Origin of the sequence: Plantibacter lichenum (assembly GCF_050587525.1) — a bacterium.
Taxonomy (GTDB): Bacteria; Actinomycetota; Actinomycetes; order Actinomycetales; family Microbacteriaceae; genus Plantibacter.
This window is the reverse complement of the sequence record NZ_JBOBFT010000008.1, coordinates 168,314-182,102: the sequence shown is the minus strand read 5'-3', so window position 1 is coordinate 182,102 and position 13,789 is coordinate 168,314. Positions and strand designations below refer to the sequence as shown.

The window sequence follows — 13,789 nt, the reverse complement described above, 5'->3', positions numbered from 1 at the left end:
GCGAGCCGGCTGGGTCTGTTCTGTCTGTGGGCCTGTTCTGGCTGGAGTGCTGGTGGTGCAGGTGCCGTGGGCGTTCGGGCTGGCGGCGGCCGGGCGCCGGTCAGGCGTCTCGTCTGATCCGGCCGAGGTAGCGGTCCTCGAGCACACGGTTGTGCTCGTCGCCGCCGGGGATGTTCGCCGAGATGTAGAGGGGCGGGGTCTCACCGGATTCGGCGAGTCGGTCGGCGACGCCGATCGTGAGGAGCTGGGCGATGTACGCGGCGGTGATCGAGGAGACGGCGCCGACGGGGACGCCCTCGCGGACCTCGATCGTCGCGTCGCCGAACGGGGCGCGGTTGTCGATGACGACGTCGGCCACTTCCGAGAGGCGCAGACCGCTCGAGTGCTTCGGCTGCACCCGCTGGGTGTGTTCGAGCGAGGTGACGGCGATCACGGGGTGGCCGTGTTCCTTGGCGAGGACGGCGAGACCGACGATCGAGCCGTTCACGCCGGAGTTGGACGCGATGATGAAGGCGTCGTCCGGACCAATGGGCGAGATCGCGAAGAGTTCGGAGGCGACGTCGCCGCTGCGCTCGAGTTCGGCGCCGCCGAGGTCTGCCACGGTGCGTTCGCCGCGGAGGACGACGTCGCGGAGGGCGATCTTGTTCGTGGGGATGAGCCCGCCCGCCCGGCCCGCGATCTCCATCGCGAACGCCTCGGAGTGGCCGGTGCCGAACGCCTGGATGACGCCGCCCTTCCGGATCGCCTCGGCGAGGATGTCGACCGCCGCGTCGAGGCCGCCGTCGTCTGCGGAGGCGGCGAGTGCGGCGATGCGGGAGGTCACCTCCTCCGTGTATCGACGGTTCAGTTCGGTGCGGGTTGCGACGTCAGCCATGGGGATCGGTTCAGCCTTTCTGTCCGTGCGCGCCGAGCGCGGCCGGGGTCGGGGTGGTCGAGGGGGTCGGAGTGGCCGCGGGGCGGCGGGGACGGCGGTGCGATGCGACGGCGAGCGCCGATGCCGCGAGCCGCTGGGTCGTCCGGTCGAAGTTCTTCTGGGCGACGAGCAGGTAGAGGAGGTCGAGGACGAACAGCTGCCCGTGCTTCGCGGAGAGGTCGTCTGGCTGGAGGAAGCGCTCGTGGACGGAGGTGATGATCTGCAGGTCGGCTTCGGCCGCGAGCGGGGACGTCGGGTTGTTGCTGATCGCGATCGTGAGGGCGCCAGAGCGACCGGCCTCGCGCAGCATCTGGATGGTCTCCTCGGTACGGCCCGTGTTGGAGATGCCGATCGCGACGGAGTCCGATCCCTGGATTGCCGCGCTCGTGAGTCCCGCGTGCACCTCCGACCAGGAATGGGTGTTCACGCCGATGCGGTAGAGCCGCGCCTGCATCTCGTCCGCGAGCATCGCGCTCCCGCCGACGCCGTAGATGTCGACGTTCCTGCTGTCCGAGATGCGCTCCGCGATCCGCTGCATGACCTCGAGGTCGATCGCATCGGCCGTTTCGCGGAGGGTGCGGGAGTGTGCGTTCAGGAGGGTGCTGAGGACGTCGTTCGGCGGGTCGTCCGGTCCGAAGCCGCGACCGATGTCGATCTGCCAGGACTCGCGGGCAGTGCTCCGACCGAAGTCCTTCGCGAGGTCCACGCGGAACGGAGCGTATCCCGTGTACCCGATCAGGCGGCAGAAACGGGTGATGGTCGCGGCGGAGACGCCGGATTCCGCGGCGAGTTCGCCGATCGTGAGGGTGAGCGGCGCATCGGGCTTCTCGAGGAGGTAGCGGGCGATGCGGGTCATGACGTCGGACATCTCGGGCATACGGGATCGGATCCGGTTGGTCACGCCAGTGGCGTGTTCACCGGGAATCACCGTTCGAGACGCAATGGTCATGGAAATTCGTTTCTCCTTCGTTGGAGTGCCGCAAAACTGATTCTTACAGTACGGTGTCGTCCACGGCAAGATGTTTCGGGATGATGACGATGAGAATAAGTCTGGCGATCGACGCTGGCGGGACGTCCTCGAGGGCGGCCGTCCTCGATCCATCGGGGCTCTGCCTCGGCACCGGGCGGGCGTTGGGCGGCAACCCGACCTCCTCCGGCATCGAGAGCGCCGTCGAACAGATCTCGGCCGCCGCCGCTGAAGCGCTCGCCGCGGCAGGCGTGCGGGCGGACGCCGGCTCGGTCGTAGCGATCACACAGGCCGGCCAGGTGACGACCGCCTACCGCGAGCAGCTGTTGGCGCGATTCGCCCCGATCGGGTTCGACGAGCTCGTGATCGAGCCAGACCTCCTCGGCATGTTCGGCTCCGGTACGCCGGGGCTCCGGGGTTCTGTCCTGATCGCGGGCACGGGGAGCGTCGCCGGGCGCGTGGAGGACGGCGCGCTCGTCCGCGAGATCGGCGGGGCCGGTTGGCTCCTCGGCGACGACGGGTCCGGGTTCTGGATCGCGAGACGTGTCGTGCGAGCGGTCGCAGCCGACCTCGACGGCCTCGGCCCGCGCACCGCCCTGACCCCGCTCCTCACCGAAGCACTCGGCATCTCCCTCGACGAAGCGCCGTCGGAGCACCGGTCGAACGCGCTCGGAAGCCTCATCGACCACGTCTACGGGGACCGACCCATCGCACTCGCCCGCTTCGCGCCCCTCGCCTTCGCCGCGACGGGTGACGACGTCGCAGAACGGATCCTCGCGGAGGCGGTCGAGAAACTCGCCGAACTCCTGTCTGCGGTGCACCGCCCAGGACCGGACGTCCCGGTGGTCGTCGGCGGCAGCGTCCTCGTGGACGGACTCCTCCAACACTCCGGACTCGCTCGCGAACGATTGACGGCCGCGAGCGGCGGGGCCAGACTCGTCCCGGTGGCCGACGGGCTCGTCGGCGCTGGAACCCTCGCCCTCCGCAGGGCGGGATCGGTGGTGGACGACGATGTCTTCCATCGCATCGACGACGGCGTCGCGCCCGTGCGCGCACGCCGCGCTTGACGGAACGAGGAACATCGGATGAGCATCACCGTCGGAACGCGATCGCTGCGGCTCGCCCACCTCGGGCCGGAGAGTCCGTTACCGATGGTCGGTCCGCTCCTCGAGAGCCCGTATCGGATCGACGGCGGCGTCCCGCAGGAGATCATCGACGGCTCCCAGCACGGCACACCGGCGAACCTCTACCCGCATCGCGAACAGGACGGCTACGACCGGAACCGGCGTGAAACGGCCGTCGAGGCGATCGTCCTCGAGAACGAGCACGTGCGCGCCGTCTTCCTTCCGTCGCTCGGCGGACGACTCTGGGAACTCCTCGACCACCGCACGGGCAAACAGCTCCTCTTCTCCCCCGACACGATCCAGTTCGCGAACCTCGCCCTCCGGAACGCCTGGTTCGCGGGCGGGATCGAATGGAATACGACCACACGCGGTCACACCCCGACGACGTGCAGTCCGCTGCACACGGCGATCGTGCACGCACCGGACGGTCGCGAGATCCTCCGCATGTGGGAGTTCGATCGGGTGCGCGGGACGGTGTTCCAGATCGACGCCTGGCTGCCGGAGGACTCCGCGGTCCTCCTGGTCGCCGTGCGGCTCAGAAACCCGGCGGACGCAGAGGTCCCGATCTACTGGTGGACGAACGCGGCCGTGCCCCAGGATCCCCGGAACCGCGTGATCGCCCCCGCGGACTCCGCATTCGCGAGCGACGAGGCCGGCGGCATCGCGCGGGTCTCGCCCACGACAGACGGCGGTACGGACTGCACCTGGCCAACGAACAACCAGCACGCCCGCGACTTCTTCTTCGATATCGCCCCGGATGAACGCCGCTGGATCGTCCAGACGGATCAGGACGGCGACGGCCTCGCCATCGTGTCCACCCCGGAGTTGCGCGGGCGGAAGCTCTTCGTCTGGGGACAGGAGCGCGGCGGCAGGCGATGGCAGGAGTGGCTGAGCCCGGACGGCGGCGAGTACGCCGAGATTCAGGCCGGCCTCGCCCAGACGCAGTATCAACACCTCACGATGCCGGCAGGGGGCGAGTGGTCGTGGGTCGAGGCCTACGGCAACGCTGCGGCCGACCCGTCGATCGCTCACGGCGACGACTGGAACGCGGCCGTCATCCACACGGGCGAGCGGGTCGAACGGCTCATCGGAGCAGATGTGCTGGTGCGGGCCCACGACGCCGCGCGCGCCTCGTTCGACATCGCACCGGATCGCATCGTGTCCGACGGCTCTGGCTGGGGCGCGGTCGAATCCGCCCTGCGCTCGCGAACAGGGACGCCATGGATCGACGGGACCGGCACGCCGTTCCGGTCCGAGAGCATCGGCGACGCGGAACGACCATGGATCGCACTGCTCGACGGTGACGAGTTCACCGGCTCCGCGAGCTTCGTCGCAGGCAGCGCGTGGGACGAACTGCTCGCGGCGCACTCCCCCACCGCCCAGACGCTCCTGCACCGTGCGACGATCGCGCACGCGGCGGGCGACGCCGATGCGGCGCGAACGCTGTACGGACAGGCCCTCGAATTCGGGCCGGATGCGCTCGCCGAACGGGGTCTCGCCCTCCTCGCCGTGGATCGAGGGGACCACATCACCGCGCTCGACCACTACCGCCGGGCGTGCGCAGCGAACCCCGCCGGACGATCGCTGCTCGTCGAGGCGGCGACGACCGCACTCCCAGCAGGCGATCCCGAACTCGCCCTCCAGCTCCTCGAGGCAGGAATCGCTGCAGGGCTGACGGGCGGACGCATCGATCTGCTCCTCGCTTCGGCGCTCGCGGGAACCGGCCAGGACGCGCGCGCCGTCGAGCTCCTGCGGTCCGGCATCGACGTGCCGGATCTCCGTGAGGGCGACAACGCGCTCGCCGATCTCTGGCGGCGACTCATCCCCGACGAGCCGGTCCCGGCCGAAGCGCAGTTCAGCATGACAGGAGAGCAATGAGCCACGAGGGCACGATCGCCATCATCGGAGCAGGATCGATGGGCGAAGCGCACGCGCGGGCTTGGGCCGGGGCAGGACTCGGCGAACGGATCGCCTACGTCTGCACCGGCAGCACGCCGAGGCCGCTCGAACACGCACCCCACGCCGCGCTCGTCACCGATCTCGATGCGGTGCTCGCGGACCCCGAGGTGAGCATCGTCTCCGTCTGCACGCCGACCGACACGCACGCCGACATCGCGATCCTGGCACTGCAGGCCGGCAAGCACGTGCTCCTCGAGAAGCCCATCGCCCTCACGATCGACGATGCCCACCGGATCCGTGCGCAGGCCGCGATCAGTCCCGGGCTCCTGATGGTGGCGCACGTCGTGCGGTTCTTCGGCGGGTACCGCGCACTGCGCGAAGCCTCGGAGGCCGGCACGCTCGGCGTCCCGTTGTCGGTTCGTGCGGAACGGCTGAGCGGGCCTCCGAAGCCGTCGCCGTGGTGGCACGACGAGACGCGGTCCGGCGGCGTCCTCGTCGACTTCGCGATCCACGACTTCGACCAACTCAACCTCTTCCTCGGTGAACCGCTCACGGTCACGGCGAGGCAGGGGCGGCCGGGCGGTCCCATCGAAACCGCCGTCGAGTATGCGAACGGCGGCCTCGGCCAGGTCCTCACCTCCATGGGCATGCCCCCTGGCTTCACGTTCTCGTCCTCTGCCGAGGTGCTCGGATCGGAGGCTCTCGCGGCCCATCGTTTCGTCGGCAGCCTCGACGGATCGGCGTCGCCGCGGCATCTCGAGGCCGTCGGCGATGGCGCAGAAGCGCTCGCATCGGCCTCCATCGACGGCGGCGATCCGTACATACGTCAAGCGGAATACTTCCTCGACTGCATCGCGACCGGCGCCGAACCGGCCTGGTGTCCGACGGATGCGGCGGTCACAGCGCTCGCAGTGTCCCTCGCGGCGAAGGAATCGCTCGCGACCGGTCGCCCGGTCCAGGTCACCCGCACCCCCACCTCCTGACCATCACGCATAACTCCTTCGATCTCGCGTCCGCAAACCAGAGTGCCCGCGGAATCGCGCGGTTCCGACCGAGCGGCTGTCGAAATCGAAGGAGTTGTGATCGATCAGAGCGGCGCGGGGCGCAGAACGACGAAGCGCCCGCCCCGCAGTGCGGGACGGGCGCTTCGAGCAGAACCGGTGGAACCGGACGCTACGGCGTGACTAGCGTGCGACGCTGCCGTCGACGTAGTCGTCGTCGTTCGAGGCGTTCCATGCGAAGAGCTTGCGCAGCTCGCGGCCGGTCGCCTCGATCGGGTGGTCCTCGCCCTTCTTGCGGAGCTCGAGGAACTCGGGGGCTCCGGCATCCTGGTCGGCGATGAAGCGACGCGCGAACGTGCCGTCCTGGATGTCCTTGAGAACGGCCTGCATGTTCTCCTTGACGCTCGGGTCGATGACGCGCGGGCCGGAGACGTAGTCGCCGTACTCAGCGGTGTCGGAGACGCTCCAACGCTGCTTGGCGATGCCGCCCTCCCAGATGAGGTCGACGATGAGCTTGAGCTCGTGGAGGACCTCGAAGTACGCGATCTCCGGCTGGTAGCCGGCCTCGGTCAGCGTCTCGAAACCGTACTGGATGAGCTGCGAGACGCCACCGCAGAGGACAGCCTGCTCGCCGAACAGGTCGGTCTCGGTCTCTTCCGTGAAGGTCGTCTTGATGCCGCCGGCGCGGAGGCCGCCGATCGCCTTGGCGTAGGACCAAGCGAGTGCCCACGCGTTGCCGGAATCGTCCTTCTCGACGGCGACGATGACGGGGACGCCACGGCCTGCCTCGTACTCGCGACGGACGGTGTGACCCGGGCCCTTCGGAGCGACCATGAAGACGTCGACGCCCTCGGGAGCTTCGATGTAGCCGAAACGGATGTTGAAGCCGTGGCCGAAGACGAGCGCCTTGCCGGGGCTGAGCTGGTCCTTGATGGACTCGGCGAAGATGCCGCGCTGGTGCTGGTCGGGAGCGAGGATGACGATGACGTCGGCCCATGCGGAGGCATCGGCCACGTTCTTGACCGTGAAGCCCTGCTCTTCAGCCTTGGCGATCGACTTCGAGCCGTCCTTCAGGCCGACGACGACCTCGACACCGGAGTCGCGGAGGTTGAGCGCGTGCGCGTGACCCTGCGAGCCGTAGCCGATGACGGCAACCTTCTTGCCCTGGATGAGCTGCAGGTCTGCGTCCTGATCGTAGAAAATCTCAGTCACTGGTGGTTCTCTCCTTGGTTGTGGTGATTCGAATCCATGCATTCGCTCCCCGTGGCAGCGTACGTGCTGGCGGGTTGCGACGAAAGGGTTGCTAGTTCTTGAAGACGCGTTCGGTGATCGACTTGGAGCCGCGGCCGATGGCGAGGAGTCCCGACTGGGCGATCTCCTTGATCCCGTAGGGCTCGAGCACCTTGAGGAGCGCGCTCGTCTTGCCGGAATCGCCCGTGACCTCGATCACGAGGGCGTCCTGCGCCACGTCGACGACGCGGGCACGGAACAGGTTGACCGCCTCGAGGACCTGCGAGCGGGTCGTGTTGTCGACTCGCACCTTGATCAGCAGGTGCTCGCGCTGCACGGCCTGGGCCGGGTCGAGCTCCACGATCTTGATGACGTTGATGAGCTTGTTGAGCTGCTTCGTCACCTGTTCGAGCGGGAGTTCGTCGACGTCCACGACGACCGTGATGCGGGAGAGGCCGTCGATCTCGCTGTGGCCGACCGCGAGGCTCTCGATGTTGAAGCCGCGGCGGGCGAACAGGCCGGCGACACGGGTCAGCAGACCGGGCTTGTCCTCGACGAGGAGACTCAGCACGTGGGTACTCATGATCAGGCCTCCTCATCGAACGACGGACTGTGGTCCCTGGCGTACTGCACGTAGCTGTTGCTGACGCCCTGCGGCACCATCGGCCACACCATCGCGTCTGCACTCACGACGAAGTCGATGACGACCGGGCGGTCGTTCGTCTCCAGGGCGAGCTTGATCGCGGCGTCGACCTCCTCCTGCTTCGTGACGCGGATGGCGAGGCAGCCGTAGGCTTCCGCCAGCTTCACGAAGTCGGGGATGCGGATGGTGTCGTGGCCCGTGTTCAGGTCGGTGTTGGAGTACCGGCCGTCGTAGAACAGCGTCTGCCACTGGCGCACCATGCCGAGCGACGAGTTGTTGATGATCGCGACCTTGATCGGGATCTTGTTGATCGTGCAGGTCGCGAGTTCCTGGTTGGTCATCTGGAAGCAGCCGTCGCCGTCGATCGCCCACACGTCGCGGTCGGGCTGGGCGACCTTCGCACCCATGGCGGCCGGAACGGCGTAGCCCATCGTGCCGGCTCCACCGGAGTTGAGCCAGGAGTTGGGACGCTCGTACTTGATGAACTGCGCAGCCCACATCTGGTGCTGGCCGACGCCCGACGCGAACACGCCCTCTGGACCGGTGAGTTCACCGATGCGGGAGATGACGTACTGCGGGGCGAGGAGCCCGTCGGTCGGCTCGGAGTACCCGAGCGGGTACTCGTCGCGCAGACCGTCCAGGTAGGACCACCACTCCGTCGTGTCCGGCGTCGTCTCGCGCTTGGCGGCCTCATAGGCGGCCGTGAGGTCGACGATGACGTCCTTCGCGTCGCCCACGATCGGTACGTCGGCGACCCGGATCTTGGAGATCTCGGCCGGGTCGACGTCCACGTGGACGACCTTGGCGTTCGGGGCGAAGAGCGAGGCCTTGCCCGTGACGCGGTCGTCGAAGCGGGCTCCGAGGGAGATGAGCAGGTCGGCTTCCTGGAGCGCGAGCACGGCCGGGACCGTTCCGTGCATACCGGGCATGCCGAGGTGCTGCTGGTGCGAGTCCGGGAATGCGCCGCGCGCCATGAGCGTCGTCACGACGGGGGCGCCGGTCGCCTCGGCGAGAGCGAGCAGTTCCTCCGACGCCTTGGCGCGAATGACACCGCCGCCCACGTAGAGGACGGGCTTCTTGGCTTCCACGAAGAGCTGCGCGGCGGCCTGGATCTGCTTGCCGTGGGCTTTCGTCACGGGACGGTAGCCGGGCAGGTCGATCTTCGGCGGCCAGATGAACGGCGCCTCGGCCTGCTGCGCGTCCTTCGTGATGTCGACGAGCACGGGACCCGGACGACCGGTCCCCGCGATTTCGTACGCTGCCGCGATCGCGGCGGGGATGTCCTCCGGCGTCTTCACGAGGAAGGAGTGCTTCGTGATCGGCATGGTGATGCCCACGATGTCGGCTTCCTGGAAGGCGTCCGTCCCCATGAGGGTCGAGAACACCTGACCGGTGATCGCGACCATGGGAACTGAGTCCATGTAGGCGTCGGCGATCGCGGTCACGAGGTTGGTCGCGCCCGGACCGCTCGTCGCGATGCAGACACCGACGCCGCCGCCGGCGGAGGCGTACCCCTCGGCGGCGTGGCCGGCGCCCTGCTCGTGACGAACGAGGATGTGACGCAGCTTGGTGGAGTCCATGAGCGGGTCGTAGACCGGCAGGATCGCGCCGCCCGGGAGCCCGAAGACGTCCTTGACGCCGAGGAGCTCGAGGGAGCGGACGACCGACTGGGCACCCGTCAGGATTTCTGGAGCGGAGGCGGCCGCAGGAGCGGCCGCTCTGGGTTGAGGCACGGGTTGAGTCTCCGTGGGCATGGTGTTATTCCTTCTGGCGGTGGAGATGCACGAACGAGATGCTCGGTCAGCCCGTGATCGCACCCTCTGCAGCAGAGTGGACGAGACGGGCGTACTTTGCGAGAACGCCACGGGTATAGCGCGGAGGAAGCGGTGCCCAGCCTTCACGGCGGGCTTCCAGCTCTGCTTCGTCGACCAGTAGATCCAGCGAGCGAGCTGCGATATCGACCCGTATCAGATCACCATCGCGCACGAAGGCGATTGGACCAGCGTCCACCGCTTCGGGTGCTATGTGGCCGATGCACAGTCCGGTTGTGCCGCCTGAGAATCGACCGTCCGTCAAGAGTAGTACATCTTTTCCGAGACCCGCGCCCTTGATGGCGGCGGTGATCGCGAGCATCTCGCGCATGCCGGGGCCGCCCTTCGGACCCTCATACCGGATGATGACGACGTCGCCCTTGTTGATCTTGCCGTCGGTCAAAGCGTCCATCGCCGCGCGTTCGCGCTCGAAGACGCGTGCCGGACCCTCGAACACCTCGGCGTCGAAGCCGGCCGTCTTCACCACGGCGCCCTCGGGAGCGAACGAGCCCTTGAGGATCGTGATGCCGCCCGTGGCGTGGATCGGGTTGTCGAGCGTGCGGATGACGGTGCCGTCGATGGGGTCGGGATTGAGGTCCGCGAGGTTCTCCGCGACCGTCTTGCCCGTGACCGTGAGCGCGTCACCGTGGATCAGGCCTGCGTCGAGGAGTGCCTTCATCACGACGGGGACGCCGCCGTGACGGTCGACGTCGTTCATGACGAACTTGCCGAAGGGCTTGAGGTCGCCGATGTGGGGCACCTTGTCGCCGATGCGGTTGAAGTCGTCGAGCGTGAGGTCGACCTCGGCCTCGCGAGCGATCGCGAGGAGGTGGAGGACGACGTTGGTGGAGCCGCCGAACGCCATGGCGACGGCGATCGCGTTCTCGAACGCCTTCTTCGTGAGGATGTCGCGTGCCGTGATGCCGAGGCGCAGCATGTTGACGACGGCCTCGCCGGAGCGGTGGGCGAAGTAGTCGCGGCGGCGGTCGGCCGAGGGCGGCGAAGCCGAGCCGGGGAGGCTCATGCCGAGTGCCTCGGCGACGGAGGCCATGGTGTTGGCGGTGTACATGCCACCGCACGCGCCTTCGCCCGGCGCGATGGCGCACTCGATGCGCTTGAGGTCCTCTTCGCTCATATTGCCGGCCTTGCAGGCACCGACGGCTTCGAAGGAGTCGATGATCGTGACTTCCTTCTCCGTGCCGTCGGACAGCTTGACCCAGCCCGGGGCGATCGATCCCGCATAGAGGAAGACCGAGGACAGGTCGAGTCGCGCGGCGGCCATGAGCATGCCGGGGAGCGACTTGTCGCAGCCCGCGAGGAGGACGGTGCCGTCGAGGCGCTCGGCCATGACGACGGTCTCGACGCTGTCGGCGATGACCTCACGCGAGACGAGGGAGAAGTGCATGCCCTCGTGGCCCATGGAGATGCCGTCGGAGACGGAGATGGTGCCGAACTGGAGCGGGTATCCTCCGCCGGAGTGCACACCCTCCTTGGCGCCCTGGGCGAGGCGGTCGAGCGAGAGGTTGCAGGGCGTGATCTCGTTCCACGAACTGGCGATGCCGATCTGGGGCTTGTCCCAGTCCTCATCACCCATTCCGACGGCACGCAGCATGCCTCGTGAGGTGGTTGCTTCGATGCCGTCCGTGACGGCGCGGCTGCGAGGTTTGATGTCGATCTCGGGCATGTTTACGAGTCTACGGCTTCCTGATTGCTTCGATATTCGGCCAAGACGCCCAGTACGTGGGCGATCTCCGACGGTCCTTCGACCCGGTGCGCGGCGGCGGTTGCTCCCCGCCCGCTCTTCACTCCGAGGTCGACCGGTCCGAGGGCCCTGAAGGCGTCCTCGTCGGTCACGTCATCGCCCGCGTAGAACACGGCGTCTGCCTTGGTATACCGCCGGAGGTGTTCGACGGCTTCGCCCTTGGTGGCGGTCCGGACCGAGAATTCGAGGACGTTCTTGCCCTCGCGTACGGTCAGGTCGCCGAGCTCGTCCTTCGTGAGGGCGAGTGCTTCGAGGTGGGCGTTCCTGGAGTCTGCTTCGCTGGCGAGCCGAGTGTGGAGGGCGAACCCTGCCGGTTTCGTCTCGATCCAGACGTTGTCGTAGTTCTGTGCGACATCTCCGAGGATATCGGACAGTTTCGCTCGCCGGGCACCTTCCTCGGCGCTCAGCGCGATCGCGTCGCCAGGGTGGTCGAGTCGGATCTCGACCCCGTGGGACCCTGCGAGGAGGACGGTCCCCGGCAGATCGGCGACCTGTTCGAGGCTCGCGACGGCTCGCCCGGAGACGAGGGCGACTCGCGTGTCCGTCGCGGCGAGGAGTGAGAGGACGGCCTCCCGGGCTGCGGGGAGCGCCCGCGCCTGCTCGGGTTCGTCGACCTCGGGTGCGAGCGTTCCGTCGAAGTCGAGGGCGACGAGGAGGCGCGGCACCGCTGCGAGACGGCGGAGGGCCGTGTCGAGGTCCGCCGGGAGCGCGGCCGACGGTGACGCACCGTCAGCCGTGCGCTCGAGCGTCATCGCTGCTCCGTCTCTCCGGCCTCGAGTGCAGCGCGGTCCTCGCGGATCTGGTGCAGCTCGTCGAGGAAGGACGCGGACCAGCGGGCCACGTCGTACTCGAGCACACGCTTGCGGAGTGCTCGCATCCGACGGGACCGCTCTGCGCGCGTCATGTGCACGGCCTGCAGGATCGCCGACTTCAAGCCCTCGATGTCGTGCGGGTTGATCTTCAGCGCCTGCTTGAGTTCATCCGACGCACCCGCGAACTCGCTCAGCACGAGCACGCCGTCGTTGTCGAAGCGCGCGGCCACGTATTCCTTGGCGACGAGGTTCATGCCGTCGCGCAGCGCGGTGACGAGCATGACGTCCGCCGCGAGGTAGAGGGCGGCCATCTCCTCACGCGGGTAGCCGTGGTGCAGGTACTGGATGGCCGTGTGCCCGATCGTGCCGAAGTCGCCGTTGATGCGACCGACGGTCAGCTCGATGTCGTCACGCAGCTGACGGTACGTCTCGACCCGCTCACGGCTGGGGCTCGCGACCTGGACGAGCGTGACGTCCTCGACCGCGAGCTTGCCCTGGGCGAGCAGCTCGCCGAAGGCCTTCAGCCGGTGGCCGATGCCCTTCGTGTAGTCGAGGCGGTCGACGCCGAGCATGATCGTCTGCGGGTTGCCGAGTTCCTCGCGGATCTGCTTGGCGCGCGCGATGACGTCCGGGCGGGAGGCGAGCTCCTGGTAGCCCTTGCTGTCGATCGAGATCGGGAAGTGCCTCGCGATGACCTTGCGGTACGGCGAGCCGCGGCGTGAGGCGCGCGGCGCGGCATCGGTCGCGGTGGGGACGCCGTGCGCGTCGAGCGGCACCTGGATGACGGCTCCACGCGTCTCGTAGCCGAACAGGCGACGGACGGCACGGGAGAAGTTGCCGGCGTCCGCGGTGCGCTGGAAGCCGATGACGTCCGCGCCGAGCAGGCCCTCGATGATCTGGCGGCGCCAGGGCAGCTGCGAGTAGATGCCGTACGCGGGGAACGGGATGTGGTTGAAGAAGCCGATCGTGAGGTCCGGACGAATCTCGCGCAGCATCTTGGGGACGAGCTGCAGCTGGTAGTCCTGGACCCAGACGGTGCCGCCCTCCGACGCAGACTCGGCTGCGGCCTCGGCGAAGCGCCGGTTCACGATGACGTAGGACTCCCACCATTCGCGGTGGTAGCTCGGCGGAGCGATGACGTCGTGGTACAGCGGCCAGATCGTGTCGTTCGAGAAGCCCTCGTAGTACTTCGCGATCTCGTCCTCGGACAGCGGCACGGGAACGATCCACATGTCGTCGTTGTCGAAGGGATCGAGCTCGAGGTCCGCGGAACCGGCCCAGCCGATCCACGCGCCGTCCGCTCCCCGCATGACGGGTTCGAGGGCGGTCACGAGACCGCCCGGGGACGTGCGCCAGCTCTCGTTGCCGTCTGCGTCGGTCACGCGATCGACGGGCAAGCGGTTGGACACGACGATGAAGTCGAACGTGGGCTGCGATGCGCCTGCGACGGTTTCGTGCCTGGTGATGATGACCCTCCCGGTCTGCTCCGGTTCGTTCCTCAGGCTAGCAGCGTTCGTCCGCTCGCCTTCCGCGCGGTGACGCGGCGGAAGGCGATGTCCGAGGTGTTCCCGAGGCATCCGACACCGTGATGCTCCTCTCAGGCATAGCGGTTCGCCGCGCCGGAGGG

General features: G+C 68.1%; 11 protein-coding genes. 3 read left to right on the top strand and 8 right to left on the bottom strand.

The genetic code is table 11. The features are described from left to right. Window positions 1-100 precede the first annotated feature (100 nt). Complete coding sequence (locus ACQ3HB_RS12890) at window positions 101-874, bottom strand: sugar isomerase domain-containing protein (protein ID WP_430920460.1); 774 nt, start codon at window positions 872-874, stop codon at window positions 101-103. Between the two features lie 10 nt (window positions 875-884). After that, window positions 885-1,862 (bottom strand): MurR/RpiR family transcriptional regulator, encoded by a 978-nt coding sequence (locus tag ACQ3HB_RS12885; RefSeq protein WP_430920459.1) that lies wholly within the window; start codon window positions 1,860-1,862, stop codon window positions 885-887. An 89-nt stretch (window positions 1,863-1,951) separates the two neighbouring features. Between ACQ3HB_RS12885 and ACQ3HB_RS12880 the strand changes: the two genes are divergently transcribed. The 3 genes from ACQ3HB_RS12880 to ACQ3HB_RS12870 are packed head-to-tail and all read left to right on the top strand — an operon-like array spanning window position 1,952 to window position 5,886. Continuing rightward, the gene (locus ACQ3HB_RS12880; RefSeq protein WP_430920458.1) at window positions 1,952-2,947 is read left to right on the top strand and encodes an N-acetylglucosamine kinase; all 996 of its coding nucleotides are present in this window, start codon (window positions 1,952-1,954) and stop codon (window positions 2,945-2,947) included. Between the two features lie 18 nt (window positions 2,948-2,965). Then, window positions 2,966-4,882: a DUF5107 domain-containing protein gene (locus tag ACQ3HB_RS12875; RefSeq protein ID WP_430920457.1), complete on the top strand. Its 1,917-nt coding sequence runs from the start codon at window positions 2,966-2,968 to the stop codon at window positions 4,880-4,882. Then, window positions 4,879-5,886: a Gfo/Idh/MocA family protein gene (locus ACQ3HB_RS12870; protein ID WP_430920456.1), complete on the top strand. Its 1,008-nt coding sequence runs from the start codon at window positions 4,879-4,881 to the stop codon at window positions 5,884-5,886. Before ACQ3HB_RS12875 ends, ACQ3HB_RS12870 begins: the two co-directional genes overlap by 4 nt. Window positions 5,887-6,087: 201 nt before the next feature. Here ACQ3HB_RS12870 and ilvC read toward each other — a convergent pair whose 3' ends face one another. From ilvC to ACQ3HB_RS12840, 6 genes are all read right to left on the bottom strand, one after another. Then, a complete protein-coding gene (gene ilvC / locus ACQ3HB_RS12865; RefSeq protein WP_430920455.1) occupies window positions 6,088-7,116 on the bottom strand; it encodes a ketol-acid reductoisomerase in 1,029 nt (342 codons plus the stop codon). A 91-nt stretch (window positions 7,117-7,207) separates the two neighbouring features. Next, a complete protein-coding gene (gene ilvN / locus ACQ3HB_RS12860) occupies window positions 7,208-7,717 on the bottom strand; it encodes an acetolactate synthase small subunit (protein ID WP_430920454.1) in 510 nt (169 codons plus the stop codon). Between the two features lie 2 nt (window positions 7,718-7,719). Continuing rightward, window positions 7,720-9,531: an acetolactate synthase large subunit gene (locus ACQ3HB_RS12855; RefSeq protein ID WP_430920453.1), complete on the bottom strand. Its 1,812-nt coding sequence runs from the start codon at window positions 9,529-9,531 to the stop codon at window positions 7,720-7,722. A 46-nt stretch (window positions 9,532-9,577) separates the two neighbouring features. Then, on the bottom strand, window positions 9,578-11,272 hold the full coding sequence (gene ilvD, locus ACQ3HB_RS12850) for a dihydroxy-acid dehydratase (RefSeq protein ID WP_430920452.1): 1,695 nt from the start codon (window positions 11,270-11,272) through the stop codon (window positions 9,578-9,580). A gap of 2 nt (window positions 11,273-11,274) precedes the next feature. After that, the gene (gene otsB / locus ACQ3HB_RS12845; RefSeq protein ID WP_430920451.1) at window positions 11,275-12,102 is read right to left on the bottom strand and encodes a trehalose-phosphatase; all 828 of its coding nucleotides are present in this window, start codon (window positions 12,100-12,102) and stop codon (window positions 11,275-11,277) included. Then, on the bottom strand, window positions 12,099-13,739 hold the full coding sequence (locus tag ACQ3HB_RS12840; RefSeq protein WP_430920450.1) for an alpha,alpha-trehalose-phosphate synthase (UDP-forming): 1,641 nt from the start codon (window positions 13,737-13,739) through the stop codon (window positions 12,099-12,101). The genes otsB and ACQ3HB_RS12840 overlap by 4 nt, the downstream gene beginning before the upstream one ends. Between the last annotated feature and the right edge of the window lie 50 nt (window positions 13,740-13,789).

Excerpts from the sequence above, each read along its gene's own strand:
- ilvN (WP_430920454.1), bottom strand. The coding sequence starts at position 7,717 with ATGAGTACCCACGTGCTGAGTCTCCTCGTCGAGGACAAGCCCGGTCTG.
- ACQ3HB_RS12870 (WP_430920456.1), top strand. The coding sequence starts at position 4,879 with ATGAGCCACGAGGGCACGATCGCCATCATCGGAGCAGGATCGATGGGC.
- ACQ3HB_RS12885 (WP_430920459.1), bottom strand. The coding sequence starts at position 1,862 with ATGACCATTGCGTCTCGAACGGTGATTCCCGGTGAACACGCCACTGGC.
- ilvD (WP_430920452.1), bottom strand. The coding sequence starts at position 11,272 with ATGCCCGAGATCGACATCAAACCTCGCAGCCGCGCCGTCACGGACGGC.
- ACQ3HB_RS12890 (WP_430920460.1), bottom strand. The coding sequence starts at position 874 with ATGGCTGACGTCGCAACCCGCACCGAACTGAACCGTCGATACACGGAG.
- ACQ3HB_RS12840 (WP_430920450.1), bottom strand. The coding sequence starts at position 13,739 with ATGCCTCGGGAACACCTCGGACATCGCCTTCCGCCGCGTCACCGCGCG.
- ACQ3HB_RS12880 (WP_430920458.1), top strand. The coding sequence starts at position 1,952 with ATGAGAATAAGTCTGGCGATCGACGCTGGCGGGACGTCCTCGAGGGCG.
- ACQ3HB_RS12855 (WP_430920453.1), bottom strand. The coding sequence starts at position 9,531 with ATGCCCACGGAGACTCAACCCGTGCCTCAACCCAGAGCGGCCGCTCCT.
- ACQ3HB_RS12875 (WP_430920457.1), top strand. The coding sequence starts at position 2,966 with ATGAGCATCACCGTCGGAACGCGATCGCTGCGGCTCGCCCACCTCGGG.
- otsB (WP_430920451.1), bottom strand. The coding sequence starts at position 12,102 with ATGACGCTCGAGCGCACGGCTGACGGTGCGTCACCGTCGGCCGCGCTC.